The following is an 18,726-nucleotide window of genomic DNA, read 5'->3' as shown; positions in this document are numbered from 1 at the left end:
CGTTCGCCTATCGTTGCTAACGTGACTATTTCAAATGGCAATTACTCTATTGTCGCTAATTAGCGGCTATTTTTGTGTTAATAAAAAGTAAATTAACTAAAGAAACCACCATTTAGTTAGCCTGCTTACCTTCTGCGTTGGGCCCCCTCTTTAATTCACGCTTATTTGATCAAAAGCAAACTCAGTTTGCCTTAAGTACCACCAAATGGCGTTCACCTTCGAGTTCCGGTACCTGCAGACGCACCACCGACTCCAGCACTATGCCTTCAGGCAGTTGCGCCAGCTCTTCATCCGGGCGTACCCCTTTCAGCGCGTAGAACCTCCCCTGCCCTCTTGCCGGCAGATGATGGCACCAGGACAGCATATCCTGCAGCGAAGCGAAAGCGCGGCTGATGACGCCGTCAAAAGGCGGTTCGGCCGGAAACGCTTCAACACGACTCTGCACCGGCTCGATATTGGTCAATCCCAGTTCATGCTGCACCTGGCGCAGGAAGCGCACGCGCTTGCCCAGACTGTCGAGCAGGGTGAAATGAGAATCAGGACGAACGATAGCCAATGGGATCCCCGGCAGACCAGGCCCAGTGCCGACGTCGATAAAACGTGAGCCTTGCAGATGCGGGTTCACCACGATGCTGTCGAGAATATGGCGCACCAGCATTTGCTGCGGATCGCGCACGGAGGTGAGGTTGTAAGCTTTGTTCCACTTATCCAGCATGCCGACATAACCCAGCAACTGCTGTTTTTGCTGATCGGGAAGCGCAATGCCTGCCGCCGAGAGCAGCGAATCTAATTTTTTCTGCACAACGTGTCCTCTGACAGGCGCGAAACGGCAAGCCTAATCAGGGCTGGCCAATAAGGCGACCATGATAATTCAGGCCCGGGATGATGTCAGCGGCCGTTTGTTCACTGAGTAAACAAACGGCCGTTCAGAAACAGGATTTATGCGCTGCGGCGCAGCAGCCCCTGCTTTTTCAGCCAAATAAGCAGGATCGAGATCGCCGCCGGAGTGATGCCGGAGATACGCGAAGCCTGACCGATAGAGTTCGGTTTATGATCGTTCAGTTTGGCGATCACTTCATTCGACAAGCCGGACACCTGCTGATAATCGAGATCCAGCGGCAGCACGGTATTCTCGTTACGCTGTTGCTTTTCGATCTCTTCCTGCTGGCGAGCGATATAACCTTCGTATTTTACCTGGATCTCAACCTGTTCGGCAGCCTGAGTATCCGCCAGCGGCGGCGCGAAAGCGGCAACGGTGGTCAGTTGCGCGTAATCCATTTCAGGTCGACGCAGCAGTTCCTCGCCGTTAGCCTCGCGTGACAGCGGGGCTTTCAGCAACGCGTTGACCTGCTCGACGTTTTCGGCGTGCGGATGCATCCAAATGTCCCGCAAGCGCTGACGTTCTTGTTCGATATGTTCCAGCTTCTCGCTGAAACGCGCCCAGCGGGCATCGTCAACCAGGCCCAGTTCACGGCCTTTTTCGGTCAGGCGCAGATCGGCATTGTCTTCGCGCAGCATCAGGCGGTATTCGGCGCGTGAGGTAAACATGCGGTAGGGTTCTTTGGTACCCAGCGTGCTGAGATCGTCTACCAGCACGCCCAGATAGGCCTGATCGCGGCGTGGCGACCAGCCTTCGTCTTCATTGGCATAGCGCCCGGCGTTCAGACCGGCCAGCAGGCCCTGGGCCGCGGCTTCTTCATAGCCGGTGGTGCCGTTGATCTGGCCGGCGAAGAACAAGCCCTGGATAAATTTGCTTTCCAACGTGGGTTTCAGATCGCGCGGATCGAAGAAATCATATTCGATGGCATAGCCTGGTCTAATGATGCGGGCATTCTGCATCCCTTCCATCGAACGAACGATCTGCATCTGTACGTCAAACGGCAAGCTGGTGGAGATGCCGTTTGGATAAATTTCATTGCTGGTCAGGCCTTCCGGTTCGAGGAAGATCTGGTGCGCGTTACGATCGGCAAAGCGCATCACTTTGTCTTCGATCGACGGGCAGTAGCGTGGGCCGATCCCTTCGATGATCCCGGCATACATCGGGCTACGATCGAGGTTATTACGGATCACGTCATGGGTTTTTTCGTTGGTATGGGTGATGTAGCACGCCATTTGTTTCGGGTGCTGATTGGCATTGCCCATGAACGAGAAAACCGGAATCGGCGTATCGCCATGCTGCGGAGCCAATACGCTGAAATCGATGGTGCGTGCGTCAATGCGCGGTGGCGTACCGGTTTTTAGACGGTTTACCCGCAACGGCAATTCGCGCAAACGCTGTGACAGCGAGATCGACGGTGGATCCCCGGCACGGCCACCGCTGTAATTTTCCAGACCAATGTGGATCTTGCCGTCCAGGAAGGTGCCTACGGTCAGTACTACCGCTTTGGCACGGAATTTCAGGCCCATCTGGGTAACGGCACCGACGACTCGATCGTTTTCCACAATCAGATCTTCGACCGGCTGTTGGAAGATCATCAGGTTAGGTTGGTTCTCCAGAGCGGTGCGAACTGCCTGGCGATACAGTACGCGGTCTGCCTGAGCACGAGTCGCTCGTACCGCAGGGCCTTTACTCGCGTTTAGTATCCTAAACTGGATGCCGGCATGGTCGATCGCCGTGGCCATCAGGCCGCCAAGTGCATCAATTTCCTTAACCAGATGCCCTTTACCAATACCGCCAATTGCCGGGTTGCAAGACATCTGCCCCAGCGTATCGATATTGTGTGTCAATAATAAAGTCTGACGCCCCATGCGTGCCGCAGCCATAGCGGCTTCGGTACCGGCATGGCCACCACCGATGATGATGACGTCAAATTGATCTGGATAAAACATGGAACTGCACCTCGCCGTATTGCGAACGATCGTTGTTTGCCCTGGGGTGGGAGATTCTACTCAAGTTTAGTCGATCGACCAAGTGGTCAGGATCTTAGGTAATTAAAAGAAGATCTTTTTTATTTAAAGATCTCTTTATTAGATCTCTTATTAGGATCGCGATCCTCTGTGGATAAGTGATTATTCGCGAGTGAGATCAGTGGATTAAGGAGGATCGTTAGCTGTGAATGATCGGTGATCCTGTTGCTTATAAGCTGGGATCTAAATGGCATGTTATGCACAGGACAAAAAGCGACCTAGGGTTGTTATTGGGATAACTACTGCTTTTACCCTGCTTTCAAGCATAGTTATCCACAATCGTTCGCGTGATCTTTGAGCAAATCAGAGTAAATTAACCCAGTTTTTCACCCATTCCTCTGCCGGATCCTCAGGAATTTCGTGTTTAGTCACGTCGATCTCCAACCGATCGCCGATCCTTTTCGCTCCACAGGCGATCAAAAGATCGTTGATCCGTTGGATCGCGCCACAAAAGGTATCGTATTCAGAGCTGCCTAAACCGACGGCACCGAACTGCACCTGGGATAAGTCAGGTTGCTGTTCTTCTATTTGTTCCAGAAGCGGCTGCAGATTATCCGGCAAGTCGCCGGCGCCGTGGGTTGAAGACACCACCAGCCAACGTCCGGACAGGGTCAGTTCATCCAATTCAGGACCGTGCAGCATCTCGGTAGTGAAGCCCGCTTCTTCCAGCTTTTCAGCCAAATGTTCGGCTACATACTCGGCGCTGCCAAGCGTACTGCCACTGATCAGGGTTATATCTGCCATGAATGAATGATCCCAGCCTTCTTAAAGTCGCAGCATTGTACGCTGTGAATCGGCTGGGATCTACCTGTGGATAATATGGGTATACTAATTAACTGACTAAGGCGTGATGGTACGCATGATGGGGTTCTGCAGCGAGATCAGGGTTTCGGTGGACTGGATCTCGTCAATCGTCTGGATCTTGTTGATAAGTACTTGTTGCAATGCATCTATCGAGCGGCACATCACTTTGATAAACACGCTGTAGTGGCCAGTGGTGTAGTAGGCCTCGACCACTTCCTCCAGGCTTTCGAGTTTTTTAAGCGCGGAAGGATAGTCTTTGGCACTCTTTAATATAATGCCGATAAAACAGCAGACGTCGTAACCCAGACGTTTGGGGTTCACGTCTACCCGTGCGCCGGTGATGATACCGGCCTGCTTCATTTTCTCTACCCGCACATGGATGGTGCCGGGACTGACGGCAAAGGTCTTCGCCAGTTCGGCATAGGGCGTGCGCGCATTCTCCATCAGGGCGTTGAGAATGCCGCGATCGAGATTATCGATCTGGTAATTTTCCGCCATTTAAACCCCCATTAATTGCTGATTGTTGAATTATCACCGCCTAAAAATGAATGATTAAAAGTGAAAAGGCAATATTAGTTAGCGGATATTGAATTACGCTGCCGTTCTGTTGCTTAATCGATGGCAACAGAGACAAATTTATAAGAGATACGGCAATGAAAAAACAGTTTATCCAAAAACAACAACAAATCAGCCTGGTTAAATCCTTCTTCTCCCGCCAGTTGGAACAGCAGCTTGGCCTGATCGAAGTGCAGGCGCCTATCCTCAGCCGTTTGGGTGACGGCACTCAGGACAACCTGTCCGGCAGCGAGAAAGCGGTGCAAGTGAAGGTGAAAACCTTGCCGGACGCCACCTTCGAAGTGGTGCATTCGCTGGCCAAGTGGAAACGCAAAACCTTGGGCAGCTATGATTTCGGTGCAGGTGAAGGCCTGTATACCCATATGAAAGCGCTGCGCCCGGATGAAGATCGTCTGAGCGCGATCCACTCGGTTTACGTTGATCAATGGGATTGGGAACGGGTGATGGGCGACGGTGAACGCAGCCAGGATTACCTGCAAAGCACCGTGCGCAGCATTTATACGGCTATTAAGGCTACGGAGGCCGAAGTGAGCCGCGAATACGGCTTAACGCCGTTCCTGCCAGAGCAAATCCACTTTGTTCACAGCGAAACCCTGTTGCAACGTTACCCCGAGCTGGACGCCAAAGGCCGCGAGCGGGCTATTGCCAAAGAGCTGGGTGCGGTATTCCTGATCGGTATCGGCGGTAAACTGTCGCATGGCAAATCCCACGACGTGCGTGCGCCGGATTATGATGACTGGACCACACCGGCGGCTGAAGGGCTGGCCGGCCTGAACGGCGATATTGTGGTGTGGAACCCGATATTGCAGGATGCCTTTGAACTTTCTTCTATGGGGATCCGCGTTGACGCCGAGGCGCTGAAACGCCAACTGTCGCTGACTGGCGATGAAGATCGTCTCAAGCTGGAATGGCATCAGTCGTTGCTGCGCGGCGATATGCCGCAGACCATTGGCGGTGGCATCGGTCAATCGCGTCTGGTCATGCTGTTGCTGCAGCTGTCGCATATCGGCCAGGTGCAATGCGGCGTGTGGTCGCCGCAAGTGCGTGAAGCGGTCGAAGGGCTGTTGTAATCCTCAGCGCCGCCAGCGGCGCATTAAACGGCTTTTTAACCCGGTATCAAAGCGCCAGATATGATCGAAGATGCGCATGATGCCGGGTTTGCCATAGGCAGACATCGCCACGGCATGAAAGCGCTGCTGGTGGCTTTGTTGCTGCTGTTTCACCTTCTTTATGACCTCCTCCGGCAACCGCTGGGCAATAAAGTCAGAAATGATCACCGCATCGGCGTCAAACCAGCCGCTGTCTGCCATTTTTGTGACCGTGGCGTTCAGGCAGGCGGCCAGATCGGTACCGCCGCGAAAATGCTGGCCGAGAAAACGCACCGCCTGCTCGATACCGCTGGCGGCGGTAAGTTCGTAATGCACGATCTGGTTGGCGAACAGCATAATGTAGCAACGGCGGTTATCCGCCAACGCGATGCGCAGCAGCGCCAGGCAAAAAGCCTTGGCGCACTGCTCATTGAAACCGCCCATCGAACCTGAAGTGTCCACGCAGACGATAAACGGCCCACGCGGCTGCTGATCTTGCTGCTGGTGGGTGACCTGTCGGATCAGGATTTGTTCCTGCCAGACGTCGCCCTGCAGGCGATACGTCAACAGCCGCCTTTCCAGCAGGCGACGGTAAAATTCGAACTCCAGCTCTTCAATGCCCAGCGTGGCCAGTTCCGGCGGCAGCAGGCGCAGAATATCGTCGCTTTGGTGAATGCCGCTGACCTCTTCCGGTAGCGTGGCCGGCACCTGGACCATTACGCGGAACGGTTCCGGCAGAGCATCTTGCTGTTGCACCGCCTTGGCCTGATAGCTCCGGCCCAATTGCTGCGCCAATTTTTTCAGCTCCGGCTGCTGTTGCAGGAAATTGCCATATTCCACCAGCCGCTGGTAGTCGCCGCGTTGCAGGTGGCCTTTGCTCATATCCCACAACCGCCCGGCGGCGGTGTCGTTTTCCGACAACAGCGGCTCCAGCGCACCGCTCAGCGCCAGACGTTCCTGCAACTCCGCCATCAGTTGCTCTCGCTCCTGTTCCAGCAACTGATGGTGCAGCATGGTGGCCTGTAGCGTCAGGCTGATGCGCCAGCGCTGCAAAAACAGGGTCTGGAAACTGTCGTCCAGCGGATGATTGGGCAGATCGGCGGCATCCACCAGCGAACGGGCCTGCTCATAAAACGGGGAAACCAGCTGGCGCAGTAGATCGAGGGTGTCGTTCAGGTGGTGATAGAACTGGGTATTGTTCTCCAACTGGCACTGTTGATAGCGATAAAACTCCTGAGCCAGCGCCGGCGGGACCATGGCTTCATGGATACGCTCTTTCAGTTGCAGCTTCCAGCGTGGCAGGTCGCGATCCAGCGCCCGGCGGATGGCCGGAAATTTCTTGAAGAAAACCGTTAGCTGCGGGGCTGCCAGCATGCCGACGATCATCTCCTCGATCAGCTCACCTTCGGTGATCGCCAGCAGCAGATCGAGCGTTTCCAGGCTGAGCATCGTTACTGGCCGCGCATCTGCTGGTGCTGCTGTTTGATCTGTTCCGCCACCTGCAACAGGCTGGCTTCAATTTTTGCCAGGCCACCGGCAGGGGTAAACAGGCAGGGCTGGTGTTGGCTGAACAACCGGCGCTGTTCCGCCAGACGCTGTGCCAATACGTCCATTTCGTCCAGCATCGCCTGGGGCGTACCGCCGGTCTGTTTACCGGGCAGGGCCAGCAGCGAAGGCTGGCGGCTGACGTCCAGCACCGTCAGGTGCAACTGCTCGTCCACTTCCAGGTCGATCTGCTGGGCAAAGCCGATGCCGTTCAGCTTGGCGCGCACGTCGCCGCCCTTTTGCAGCCAGTTTTCCAGCGCGCTGCTTTCAATGCTCAGATGGTTGACCTGAATATCATGCAGTTGCAGCGGTTTTTGCAGCAGCAGGGTCAGGGTGCCGGTGCCTAACGGCGCCGCCGCCATGTATTGGGGCTTTCTGCTGAACATACCGCCTTTTTTCACCAGCGCTATCGCCTGACGATCGCTTTGCTGCTGTTGGTGTTGCAGCCAGCGGGTGTGGATCTGTTGCAGTTGAATCAACAGCGTCTGCTGCTGATAGGCCGACTCGGTCAGCAATTGGTCGATTTGCTGTTGCAGCAGCTTTAGCGAAGTGAGGTCATGCCACAGACAATCTTTCAATAACATCAGGTCGAGCGGGGCGACGGCGTCGCGGCCGCTGAAGAAGGCGCAGGCCTGCAACAGCCGCAAGGCCTTTTTCCAACGACGGTCGGAGACGTAGGGCGCACTCTCCAGCGCATCCAATCGCTGGCGCAACTGGAATATCAGTTCAAAACAGCCTTCGGGCAGCTTGACCTTGTCGATCTGCGACTGCCACTGGTGAAACTCTTCGTCGCTGATGCTCAAGGCTTCAGGGACCGGGTTGTCATTCTCGTTCTGGCGGCTGACCAGCAGTGAGCGGAAATTCTGTTTATCCTGAACTTTGTCCAGCCACAGGCGGATCAGCATACGGTCGTACAGCGCCTCCAGACTGTTGTCGGCCTCAGGCAGTTCGTTAGAGGCGGTAACCAGTAACCGCAGCGGGATCGGTTCTTCACTGTTGCCGTTGCGGAAGCGGCGTTCGTTGATCGCCGTTAACAGGGTATTGAGGATGGCCGGGCCGGCCTTCCAGATTTCATCCAGGAACACGATCTCTGCCTCGGGCAGATAGCCGGCGGTCAGACGCTGATAGCGGCCTTCATCTTTTAATGCCTGGATAGACAGCGGGCCGAACACTTCTTCCGGCGTCGAGAAACGCGTCATCAGGTATTCAAACGAGCGCGCGCTGCGAAAGGCGAATTTTAACCGGCGGGCAATCAGGCTTTTGGCGATGCCGGGCGGGCCGAGAAGAAACACGCTTTCGCCGCTGAGCGCCGCCAGTAAACACAGGCGAATTGCTTCCTGCCGTTCATAAAGACCGCTCTCCAGCGCGCTGCTGAGGCGGGAGATCCGTTCTGCCAGAAGTGATGATGGCGCCATATTATTGTCGTGTTGTCCGAGAGTTAGCCAATCTTGGTGGATAATCCGATGATAAACCACCATTATTTTTAATGGTATAGCTTGTTGATTAGTAAAATCTTTCTATTATCAAAAGAGTGGCTGGTTCACATTTTGTTTATTTTTTGGGACTGATATAAGAGTAGGCAAGCAGTATAAATCGTGCATACTGTGCGCCTTTTAGTGGGCGTAACGGATCTTAGAGCCCGTATCTCTGGCTGATGCGGATGCATCGCTAACGGATGTTCTAATAAAGAAACGAATTATGAGCACAGAACATAAACAGTCCTTATCAGCGGTAACTCTGGCGGCCATTGGGGTGGTTTACGGTGATATCGGCACCAGCCCTCTTTATACCCTGAGAGAATGTTTCTCCGGCCATTATGGCTTCGATGTGCGTCCTGACGTGGTGTTTGGCTTCCTGTCCCTGATTTTCTGGATGCTGATTATCATTGTTTCGCTTAAATACCTTAGCTATGTCATGCGTGCGGATAACGCCGGTGAAGGCGGTATCCTGACGCTGATGTCGCTGGCCGGGCGCAATACCTCGGCGCGCACCACTGCGGTGCTGGTGATTCTCGGCCTGATTGGCGGCAGCTTCTTCTATGGTGAGGTGGTGATCACCCCGGCGATATCGGTGATGTCGGCGATAGAGGGGCTGGAGATTGCCGCGCCGTCGCTCGACGGCTATATCGTCCCCTTATCCATTCTGGTGCTGACGCTGCTGTTCGCTATCCAAAAACACGGTACCGGCAGCGTCGGCAAGTTGTTTGCCCCGGTGATGCTGCTGTGGTTTATCGTGTTGGCGGTGCTGGGCGCGCGCAGCATCATCGCTAACCCGGAAGTGTTGCAGGCGATGAACCCGAAATGGGCGCTGAACTTCTTTATGGAATATAAGAAGGTCTCGTTCTTTGCGCTTGGCGCGGTGGTGCTGTCGATTACCGGCGTTGAGGCGCTGTATGCCGATATGGGGCACTTCGGCAAATTCCCTATCCGCCTGGCCTGGTTCACCGTGGTGTTACCTTCGCTGGTGCTGAACTATTTCGGCCAGGGCGCGTTGCTGCTGAAAAATCCCGAGGCGATCAAGAACCCGTTCTTCCTGCTGGCGCCGGATTGGGCGCTGATCCCGCTGCTGATATTGGCGACGCTGGCTACGGTCATCGCCTCTCAGGCGGTGATTTCCGGCGTGTTCTCCCTGACCCGTCAGGCGGTGCGCCTGGGGTATCTGTCGCCGATGCGCATTATCCATACCTCGGAAATGGAATCGGGCCAAATCTATATTCCGGTGATTAACTGGACGTTGTATATCGCGGTAGTGCTGGTGATTGTGGGCTTCGAACACTCCAGCAACCTGGCGGCGGCGTATGGCATTGCCGTGACCGGCACCATGGTGCTGACCAGCATTCTGGTGACCTCGGTGGCGATCAAAAACTGGCATTGGAACCGCTTCTTCATGGTCGGCATCCTGATTATCCTGCTGATTATCGACGTGCCGATGTTCTCCGCCAACGCCCTGAAACTGTTCTCTGGCGGTTGGCTGCCGTTGATGCTGGCGCTGGTGATGTTCATCATCATGACCACCTGGAAAAGCGAACGTTTCCGTCTGTTGCGCCGCATGCATGAACACGGTAACTCTCTGGAGGCGATGATTGCCTCACTGGAGAAATCGCCGCCGGTGCGAGTGCCTGGTACGGCGGTATTTATGTCGCGCGCCATTAACGTGATCCCTTTTGCGCTGCTGCATAACCTGAAACACAACAAGGTGCTGCATGAGCGGGTAGTGCTGCTGACGCTGCGCACCGAGGATGCACCTTACGTACATAATGTGCGCCGGGTGACCATCGAACAGCTTTCACCGACCTTCTGGCGGGTGGTGGCCAGCTACGGCTGGCGCGAAACGCCGAACGTTGAAGAAGTATTCCACCGCTGCGGGCTGGAAGGGCTGCCGTGCCGCATGACGGAAACCTCGTTCTTTATGTCGCATGAGTCGTTGATCCTGACCAAACGGCCTTGGTATCTGTTCCTGCGCGGGAAGCTGTTTATCGCGCTGAGCCGTAACGCGCTGCGTGCGCCGGACCAGTTTGAGATCCCGCCGAATCGGGTGATAGAACTGGGAACCCAGGTCGAGATTTAACTCCCTCTCAGGGGCTCAGCAATGCTGGGCCCCTTTTGTTTCCGCTTTTTAGTTGTGTGAGCGAAACGTTTCGATAGCGATCACATTTCTGCATTATCCCAGTTGCCTTCCCCTGCCGTTTTTTTAAACTCATCCGATAGCGAAACGTTTCGCTGCTGGAGTGAGAAGATGAAAAAAGGCGTACTGCTGAATGCTGAGGTTTCTGCCGTGGTTTCCCGGCTCGGCCATACCGATCAGATTGTCATCTGCGATGCAGGGCTGCCGATCCCGGCGGTAACGCAGCGTATCGATCTGGCGCTGACTCAGGGAGTGCCGACGTTTTTGCAGGTGGTCGGGGTAGTGACGCAGGAGATGCAGGTTGAAAGCGCCATTCTGGCGGAAGAGATGGTGAATCAAAATCCGCAGCTCCACCAAGCTTTGTTGGCTCAACTGATACAGCTTGGCCAACACCAGGGAAACACCATTAGCGTGAGTTATATCAGCCACCAGGCTTTTAAAGCGCAAACTGAACACAGCCGGGCGGTGATCCGCAGCGGTGAATGTTCGCCGTACGCGAACGTCATCCTCTGCGCCGGCGTAACTTTCTGAGGCATTTATGCAACCTTTACTGCAACTGAAAGGGATCGATAAAGCCTTTCCCGGCGTGAAGGCGCTTTCCGGCGCCGCGCTCAGCGTCTATCCCGGTAAGGTGATGGCGCTGGTGGGCGAAAACGGCGCCGGGAAGTCCACCATGATGAAAGTGCTGACCGGCATCTATGACAAAGACGCCGGCAGTCAGTATTTTCTCGGCAAAGAGGTGGCGTTCAACGGGCCAAAGGATTCGCAGGAAGCGGGCATCGGCATTATCCATCAGGAACTGAACCTGATCCCGCAACTGACGATTGCGGAAAACATTTTCCTCGGGCGTGAGTTTGTTAACCGCTTTGGCCGCATCGACTGGAAGCGAATGTACGCCGAAGCCGACAAACTGCTGGCACGGCTGAACCTGAGTTACAGCAGCCACCGGCTGGTGGGCGAACTGTCGATCGGCGATCAGCAGATGGTGGAAATTGCCAAGGTGCTGAGCTTCGAGTCGAAAGTCATCATCATGGATGAGCCGACCGATGCGCTGACCGACACGGAAACCGCGTCTTTATTTAAAGTGATCAACGAACTGAAGGCCGAGGGGCGCGGCATTGTTTATATTTCGCACCGGCTGAAGGAGATCTTCGAAATCTGCGATGACGTCACGGTGTTCCGTGACGGGCAGTTTATCGCCGAACGGCCGGTCAGTGAGCTGCAGGAAGACCTGCTTATCGAAATGATGGTCGGCCGCAAGCTGGAGGAGCAGTACCCGCGGCTTAACCTGCCGCGTGGCGAAAAGCGGCTGGAGGTCAGCCAGCTTTCCGGCCCCGGCGTGCATGACGTCAGCTTTACTCTCTACCGCGGTGAAATCCTGGGTGTGGCTGGGCTGATGGGAGCCGGGCGCACCGAGTTGATGAAAATTCTCTACGGCGCCGCGCCGCGCAAAGCCGGCACGGTCAGCCTCGATGGCCATGAGGTGGTGACTCGCTCCCCGCAGGACGGCCTGGCGAACGGCATCGTGTATATCTCCGAAGACCGCAAGCGCGATGGCCTGGTGCTGGGGATGTCGGTGAAGGAAAACATGTCGCTGACTGCGCTGCGTTATTTCAGCCGCGCCGGCGGTAGCCTGAAACAGGCTGATGAGAAGCTGGCGGTAGGGGATTTCATTCGCCTGTTCAATATCAAGACCCCCTCGATGGAGCAGCCGATTGGCCTGCTTTCCGGCGGTAATCAGCAGAAGGTGGCGATTGCCCGTGGCCTGATGACGCGACCAAAGGTGCTGATCCTCGACGAGCCGACACGCGGGGTCGACGTCGGTGCCAAAAAAGAAATCTATCAGTTAATCAACCAGTTCAAGCAGGAAGGGCTGAGCATCATTCTGGTGTCTTCGGAAATGCCGGAGGTGCTGGGCATGAGCGACCGCATCCTGGTCATGCACGAAGGGCACCTAAGCGGTGAATTCCCGATTGAACAGGCCACCCAGGAAGTGTTGATGGCAGCGGCCGTCGGCAAGCAATACGGCGTAAAGCAGGAGTAATCAGATATGAGTTCCCAGAGTGTCGCAAAGCGCTGGTTCAGTAAAGAGTGGCTGTTAGAGCAAAAGTCCCTGATTGCTCTGCTGGTGCTGATTGCCGTGGTCTCTTCAATGAGCCCGAATTTCTTCACCCTGAACAACCTGTTCAATATTCTCCAGCAAACTTCGGTGAACGCCATTATGGCGGTCGGGATGACGCTGGTGATCCTGACTTCCGGTATCGATCTGTCGGTGGGATCGCTGCTGGCGCTGACCGGTGCGGTGGCGGCGTCGATCGTCGGTTTTGAAATTAACGCGGTGGTGGCCGTTGCGGCGGCGCTGGCGTTGGGTGCTGCGGTGGGCGCCTGCACCGGCGTGATTGTCGCCAAAGGCAAGGTGCAGGCATTTATTGCCACCCTGGTGATGATGTTGCTGCTGCGCGGCGTCACCATGGTGTACACCAACGGCAGCCCGGTGAATACCGGCTTTACCGACGTGGCTGATACCTTCGGCTGGTTCGGTATCGGCCGCCCGCTGGGGGTGCCAACCCCGATCTGGATTATGGCGATAGTGTTTATCGCCGCCTGGTACATGCTGCACCACACCCGTCTGGGCCGCTATATTTATGCCCTGGGCGGTAACGAAGCGGCGACCCGCCTTTCCGGTATTAGCGTCGATAAAGTGAAGATTATCGTTTATTCACTGTGCGGGCTGCTGGCGGCGCTGGCTGGCGTTATCGAAGTGGCGCGCCTGTCTTCTGCGCAGCCGACTGCCGGTACCGGCTATGAGTTGGACGCTATCGCGGCCGTCGTGCTGGGTGGCACCAGCCTGGCGGGCGGCAAGGGCCGCATCGTCGGCACGCTGATCGGGGCGCTGATCCTCGGCTTCCTGAATAACGGCCTGAATTTACTGGGTGTTTCTTCCTACTACCAAATGATCGTGAAGGCAGTGGTGATACTGCTGGCGGTTCTGGTAGATAACAAAAGCAACAAGTAACCTCCCCTACAGGAATCACGATGATGAAAATGAAAAAACTGGCAATCCTGGCTTCGGCCTTCGCTCTGACCGCCACCTTGAGCGCTAACGCGTTGGCGAAAGACACCATCGCGCTGGTGGTGTCCACCCTGAATAACCCGTTCTTCGTTTCCATGAAAGAAGGCGCGCAGCAGGAAGCCAACAAGTTGGGTTATAACCTGGTGGTGCTGGACTCGCAGAACAACCCGGCGAAAGAGCTGGCTAACGTGCAGGATCTGATGGTGCAGGCACCTAAACTGCTGCTGATTAACCCAACGGATTCCGATGCGGTGGGTAACGCCATCAAGATGGCCAATCAGGCCAAGATCCCGGTCATTACGCTGGACCGCGTGGCAAGCAAGGGCGAGGTGGTCAGCCATATCGCCTCGGACAACCGCGTTGGCGGCAAAATGGCCGGCGACTTTATCGCTAAAAAAGTGGGCACCGACGCTAAAGTGATCCAGTTGGAAGGGATTGCCGGCACCTCTGCCGCCCGCGAGCGTGGCGAAGGGTTCAAACAGTCGCTTGATCAGAACAAGTTCAAACTGCTGGCCAGCCAGCCGGCAGATTTCGACCGCACCAAGGGCCTGAACGTAATGCAAAACCTGCTGACTGCTCACCCGGACGTGCAGGCGGTGTTTGCGCAGAACGACGAAATGGCGCTGGGCGCACTGCGCGCGCTGCAAACCGCCGGTAAAACCGATGTGGTCGTGGTAGGCTTCGACGGCACCGCCGACGGCGTGAAAGCGGTTGAAGGCGGCAAGTTGGCGGCGACCGTGGCGCAGCGTCCGGATCAAATCGGCGTGATTGGCGTGGAAACGGCAGATAAAGTCTTGAAAGGCGAGAAAGTGCCGGCCACCCTCCCGGTTGATTTGAAACTGGTCACTAAATAAGTCATACTAGCGCCATCAAAACGGGGCGTTTGTGATGGCGCGCAATTCAGGAATCAATGCGATGGAAACAGGTAAGCTGGTGGTGCTTGGCAGTATCAATGCCGACCATATCCTCAATATTGAGCAGTTTCCCCGCCCGGGCGAAACGGTGATCGGGAAACAGTATAAGGTGGCATTTGGCGGTAAAGGCGCGAATCAGGCGGTGGCGGCAGGGCGCAGCGGTGCGGATATCGCTTTTATAGCCTGCGTCGGCGCAGATGACATCGGTGAACGCATCCGCCTGCAATTGGCGACCGATCGCATTGATACCCAACCTATTGAGGCGATTGCCGACAACACCACGGGTGTGGCGCTGATTTTTGTTAATGCTGAAGGCGAGAACGTGATCGGCATCGATGCCGGCGCCAATGCCGCCGTAACGCCCGACTATCTGGCGCGTTACCAGCAACGGGTTATTGAAGCCGATGCTTTGCTGATGCAACTCGAGTCGCCGCTGGAAACGGTGATGGCCGCCGCCCGTCTGGCGAAGCAGCATCAAACGCAGGTGATCCTCAATCCGGCACCGGCGCGTGAGCTGCCGGATGAACTGCTGGCGTTGGTCGATATGATTACACCCAATGAAACAGAAGCACAGCGCCTCACCGGCATAGCTATCGCTAATGATGATGACGCGGCGCGTGCGGCGAAAGCCTTGCACGATAAAGGCATCGGCACGGTGATCATAACTCTTGGCAGCCGTGGCGTTTGGTTGAGTGAGAACGGTAACGGTAAGTTGGTGCCCGGCTTCAAGGTTAAAGCGGTAGACACCATCGCTGCCGGTGATACCTTCAACGGGGCGCTGGTGACGGCGCTACTGGAAGGTAAAACTATGGCGAATGCGGTGCGCTTTGCCCATGCGGCGGCGGCGATTGCGGTAACCCGTCCCGGCGCTCAGCCCTCCGTACCCTGGCGTGAAGAGATCGACGCCTTCTTGCTGCAGCAGGAGTAACGCCTTTGGCCACCATGAAAGATGTCGCCCGCCTGGCGGGCGTTTCAACCTCGACGGTTTCACACGTTATCAATAACAATCGCTTTGTCAGCGACAGCGTGCGCGACAAGGTCATGGCGGCTGTTGAACAATTGAACTATGCGCCCTCCGCGCTGGCGCGCAGCCTGAAGCTGAACCAGACGCGGACCATTGGCATGCTGGTTACCTCCAGCAACAACCCGTTCTATGCCGAAGTGGTGCGTGGCGTTGAGCGCAGTTGTTACGAGCGCGGCTACAGCCTGATCCTGTGCAATACCGAAGAAGATGCCGCACGCATGAACCGCAGCATGGAGACGCTGTTGCAAAAACGCGTCGATGGCTTGCTGTTGATGTGCACCGAAAACCACCGACCGTCGCAGGACGCGTTGAGCCGCTATCCGTCGCTGCCGATTGTGATGATGGACTGGGCGCCCTTCGAAGGGGCTAACGATATCATTCAGGATAACTCGTTGCTGGGTGGGGAGATGGCGACCGATCACCTTATCGCCCGCGGTTATCGCAACATTGCCTGTATCGCCGGCCCGCAGGATAAAACCACTGCACGCCATCGTTTGGAAGGCTACCGCCGCGCCATGCAACGCGCCGGGCTGGCGATCCTGCCCGGATACGAAGTACACTGCGACTTCGAGTTTGAAGGTGGCGTTGCCGCGATGAAACAGCTGCTGGCGCTGGCCGAACCGCCGCATGCGGTATTCGCCGGTAACGATGCAGTAGCGGTAGGTGCCTATCAGGCGTTGTACCGGCCGGACTGTCGGTACCGCAGGACATGGCGGTGATGGGCTACGATGATATCGAGCTGGCCAAGTACCTCGCGCCGCCGCTAAGTACTATTCACCAGCCGAAAGATTCGCTGGGCGAACTGGCGATTGATGCGTTGATCAACCGTCTGCAGAACCCTGAACGGGAAGCCCAGGTCCTGGTGCTGACCCCGGAGCTGGTGGAACGCGCTTCGGTGGGCCACCGCTAGCCCGCCGCTTTCGCTTCTTTCTTCGCTTCCCGGCCGCCGATCAGATTGCGGCCATCCTTTGTTCTCAACAGCATGAAGACAAACGCCGACGCGACGGTGACAATCCCCATGGTAATAAAGGTGTAGTGGAAGTGATCGATCATGGTGCCGAGCGACATTGACTCGTAGAAACGCAACACTGCCGCGCTGATCGCCACGCCGAAGCTGATGGAAAGCTGCTGGGTGACCGCCAGCACGCTGTTGCCGGAGCTGGCATTGGCATCGTTCAAATCCGCCAGGCTGATGGTATTCATGGCGGTGAATTGCGTAGACATCGCCATGCCCAGAACGAACAGCGGCAAGATCATCAACCACAGCGGCATCCCCGGGCTTTGCAGCGCGAACTGAGCAATCAACACGCCGATAATCACAGTGATGCCAACCAACGTCTTGCGGTAACCGAACCAGCGCAGCACCTGTGTGACGGTGGATTTTGCCATCAGCGAACCGACGGCGGTCGGCGCCATCATGCAGCCGGCGATAATCGCAGAATAACCGAAGCCCACCTGCAGCATCAGCGGCATCAGGAACGGCACGCAGCCGGTACCCAGGCGTGAGGCGACGTTGCCGGCAATACCCACCGAGAAGGTGCGGGTCTTGAACAAATCCAGACCAATCAGCGGTTGGGGATGTCTGCGGGCATGAGCGATATAACCGAACAGCATCACCACGCCGCTCAGCAGGATACCCAGCGAGATATAGCTGGCCAGGACCCGTTCGCCGAACAGCTCAAGCCCGGTGGAAACCAGCACCAGACTCAGGCCAAACAACATAAAACCAATGAGATCGAAACGGCGCTTGGGGGTGGTGAAGTCCGGCATGTATTTACGCGCATAGAAGATGCCGAGCAGGCCTATCGGGATATTAATCAGGAAAATCCAATGCCAGGTGGCGTAGGTCACCAGCCAGCCGCCCAGCAGCGGCCCCATGATCGGCCCAACCAACCCTGGCATGGTCACGAAGTTCAGTACCGGTAATAGTTCGCTACGCGGGTAGGCGCGCAGCAGCGCCAGACGCGCTACCGGCATCATCATCGCACCGCCGATCCCCTGAATGACACGTGAGGTCACCAGCACGCTCAACGTAGGGGAAAGCGCACACAGCAGTGAGCCGAGGGTAAACAGTGACACCGCGAGGATAAATACCCGGCGGGTGCCGAAGCGGTCCGCCAGCCAGCCACTGACCGGGATCAGCATGGCGACCGTCAGCGTATAGCTGATCACGGCAGACTGCATTGCTAATGGCGAGCGATCCAGACTGTGGGCGATCGCCGGCAATGCGGTGTTGAGAATGGTGGCGTCCAGCGCCTGCATAAAGAACGCCATTGCGGCGATCCAGGGTAGTCCTGCCATACTACGCGCGGATTTGGTCATTGTCGGTCCTGGTTAACTGTCGTATCCGTCTCTCTCACCTTTCTTCTCTATATATAAGTAGGGGATGAGTCAGTCTTTCTCTTTAAGTAAAACCTGGCATGCGGCTAACGCCTGGGGGCCGTCACCGGCCAGTATCGCATCTACGATGGCCTGATGGTGTTGGAGCTTAATCACTTCGTTGCCGGTAATGGCGCGGAAGTAGCTTTGATACACCGAACTGAACAGGTTGGCGAATGATGTCAGGAACGGGTTGCCGCTGGCTTTATAGATAAGCTGGTGGAATTGGGTATCGACCTGGATCCAGCGTTCGCGGTCAAACTGGGTATGCAGCGCGCGCATCTCCGCCATCAATTCGGCCAGAAGCGCGGTTTGCTGAGCGCTGGCGTTAGTCGCAGCCAGTGAGCAGGCTTGCGGTTCCAATGACGTGCGTAATATAAGGAAGTGTTGCATCACCTGATCGAAGTTTTCCCGGGTCATCCACCAGGTCAGTAAATCCTGATCGAGAAAATTCCACTGGCTTTGCGGCATCACCCGGGTACCGATGCGCGGGCGTGGCAACAGCATACCTTTGGCTGCCAGCATCTTTACTGCTTCGCGCACGGCCGTGCGGCTAACGCCGAATTGTTCTCCCAGTTCCATCTCTCCGGGCAAGATACTGCCCGCCTGATAATCGCCAGCCAGAATTTGTTGGCCGAGTTTCTCTGCAAGCAGATAAGAAAGGTTACGTTGGGCGGCCTGTTGTTGAGCGTTAAATTGCATGGCTGCGGGTCCTTACTGACATCGTTATTCTTATTTTACTCTACGGATCGCCAGCTTTTGTGGCTGTTTGCCGGAAAAAGTGACGGAATC

At 56.1% G+C, this 18,726-nt stretch carries 15 protein-coding genes and 1 pseudogene; 8 read left to right on the top strand and 8 right to left on the bottom strand.

What is annotated here, in order from left to right:
* Positions 1 to 181: 181 nt before the first annotated feature.
* The 4 genes from rsmG to asnC form a co-directional block, all read right to left on the bottom strand.
* Positions 182 to 802, bottom strand: a complete 621-nt coding sequence (rsmG, locus tag SPL01S_RS08580; protein WP_063198831.1) for a 16S rRNA (guanine(527)-N(7))-methyltransferase RsmG — start codon at positions 800 to 802, stop codon at positions 182 to 184.
* A gap of 137 nt (positions 803 to 939) precedes the next feature.
* Positions 940 to 2,829, bottom strand: coding sequence for a tRNA uridine-5-carboxymethylaminomethyl(34) synthesis enzyme MnmG (gene mnmG / locus SPL01S_RS08575; RefSeq protein WP_063198829.1), 1,890 nt, complete (start codon positions 2,827 to 2,829; stop codon positions 940 to 942).
* A 381-nt stretch (positions 2,830 to 3,210) separates the two neighbouring features.
* A complete protein-coding gene (mioC, locus tag SPL01S_RS08570; protein ID WP_004950463.1) occupies positions 3,211 to 3,651 on the bottom strand; it encodes an FMN-binding protein MioC in 441 nt (146 codons plus the stop codon).
* A 96-nt stretch (positions 3,652 to 3,747) separates the two neighbouring features.
* A complete protein-coding gene (gene asnC / locus SPL01S_RS08565) occupies positions 3,748 to 4,209 on the bottom strand; it encodes a transcriptional regulator AsnC (protein WP_062869092.1) in 462 nt (153 codons plus the stop codon).
* Between the two features lie 155 nt (positions 4,210 to 4,364).
* On the opposite strand from asnC, the gene asnA reads away from it, so the two are divergent.
* Complete coding sequence (asnA, locus tag SPL01S_RS08560) at positions 4,365 to 5,357, top strand: aspartate--ammonia ligase (RefSeq protein WP_063198827.1); 993 nt, start codon at positions 4,365 to 4,367, stop codon at positions 5,355 to 5,357.
* Between the two features lie 3 nt (positions 5,358 to 5,360).
* Here the strand turns inward: asnA and viaA are convergent, their stop codons facing one another.
* A complete protein-coding gene (gene viaA / locus SPL01S_RS08555; RefSeq protein WP_004950455.1) occupies positions 5,361 to 6,824 on the bottom strand; it encodes an ATPase RavA stimulator ViaA in 1,464 nt (487 codons plus the stop codon).
* Positions 6,825 to 6,826: 2 nt separating this feature from the next.
* Positions 6,827 to 8,335 carry an ATPase RavA gene (ravA, locus tag SPL01S_RS08550; RefSeq protein ID WP_120978345.1) on the bottom strand — a complete coding sequence of 503 codons (1,509 nt, stop codon included), beginning with the start codon at positions 8,333 to 8,335 and terminating at the stop codon, positions 6,827 to 6,829.
* 283 nt (positions 8,336 to 8,618) lie between these two features.
* Between ravA and kup the strand changes: the two genes are divergently transcribed.
* The 7 genes and pseudogenes from kup to rbsR all read left to right on the top strand — a co-directional run bounded on the left by kup (position 8,619) and on the right by rbsR (position 16,465).
* Positions 8,619 to 10,487, top strand: coding sequence for a low affinity potassium transporter Kup (gene kup / locus SPL01S_RS08545; protein ID WP_063198823.1), 1,869 nt, complete (start codon positions 8,619 to 8,621; stop codon positions 10,485 to 10,487).
* Positions 10,488 to 10,655: 168 nt separating this feature from the next.
* Positions 10,656 to 11,075, top strand: coding sequence for a D-ribose pyranase (gene rbsD, locus SPL01S_RS08540; protein ID WP_004950445.1), 420 nt, complete (start codon positions 10,656 to 10,658; stop codon positions 11,073 to 11,075).
* Between the two features lie 7 nt (positions 11,076 to 11,082).
* The gene (gene rbsA / locus SPL01S_RS08535; protein WP_062869090.1) at positions 11,083 to 12,588 is read left to right on the top strand and encodes a ribose ABC transporter ATP-binding protein RbsA; all 1,506 of its coding nucleotides are present in this window, start codon (positions 11,083 to 11,085) and stop codon (positions 12,586 to 12,588) included.
* A 6-nt stretch (positions 12,589 to 12,594) separates the two neighbouring features.
* Positions 12,595 to 13,560: a ribose ABC transporter permease gene (rbsC, locus tag SPL01S_RS08530; RefSeq protein ID WP_004950441.1), complete on the top strand. Its 966-nt coding sequence runs from the start codon at positions 12,595 to 12,597 to the stop codon at positions 13,558 to 13,560.
* A 23-nt stretch (positions 13,561 to 13,583) separates the two neighbouring features.
* Positions 13,584 to 14,471, top strand: a complete 888-nt coding sequence (gene rbsB / locus SPL01S_RS08525) for a ribose ABC transporter substrate-binding protein RbsB (protein WP_006328997.1) — start codon at positions 13,584 to 13,586, stop codon at positions 14,469 to 14,471.
* 61 nt (positions 14,472 to 14,532) lie between these two features.
* Positions 14,533 to 15,459: a ribokinase gene (gene rbsK / locus SPL01S_RS08520; RefSeq protein ID WP_062869089.1), complete on the top strand. Its 927-nt coding sequence runs from the start codon at positions 14,533 to 14,535 to the stop codon at positions 15,457 to 15,459.
* 5 nt (positions 15,460 to 15,464) lie between these two features.
* Positions 15,465 to 16,465 (top strand): annotated as a pseudogene (rbsR, locus tag SPL01S_RS08515) (ribose operon transcriptional repressor RbsR).
* On the opposite strand, the gene mdtD reads toward rbsR, so the two are convergent.
* Both mdtD and SPL01S_RS08505 read right to left on the bottom strand, forming a co-directional pair.
* On the bottom strand, positions 16,462 to 17,877 hold the full coding sequence (gene mdtD / locus SPL01S_RS08510) for a multidrug transporter subunit MdtD (protein ID WP_062869088.1): 1,416 nt from the start codon (positions 17,875 to 17,877) through the stop codon (positions 16,462 to 16,464). The pseudogene rbsR and the gene mdtD sit on opposite strands and share 4 nt — an antisense overlap.
* Before the next feature lie 69 nt (positions 17,878 to 17,946).
* Positions 17,947 to 18,636 carry a FadR/GntR family transcriptional regulator gene (locus tag SPL01S_RS08505; protein ID WP_062792579.1) on the bottom strand — a complete coding sequence of 230 codons (690 nt, stop codon included), beginning with the start codon at positions 18,634 to 18,636 and terminating at the stop codon, positions 17,947 to 17,949.
* Positions 18,637 to 18,726: the final 90 nt, after the last annotated feature.

The sequence above is a fragment of the Serratia plymuthica NBRC 102599 genome (assembly GCF_001590925.1).
GTDB classification, from domain to species: Bacteria; Pseudomonadota; Gammaproteobacteria; order Enterobacterales; family Enterobacteriaceae; genus Serratia; species Serratia plymuthica.
Note: the sequence above shows the minus strand (reverse complement) of the source record. Positions and strands in the feature narration are given on the sequence as shown.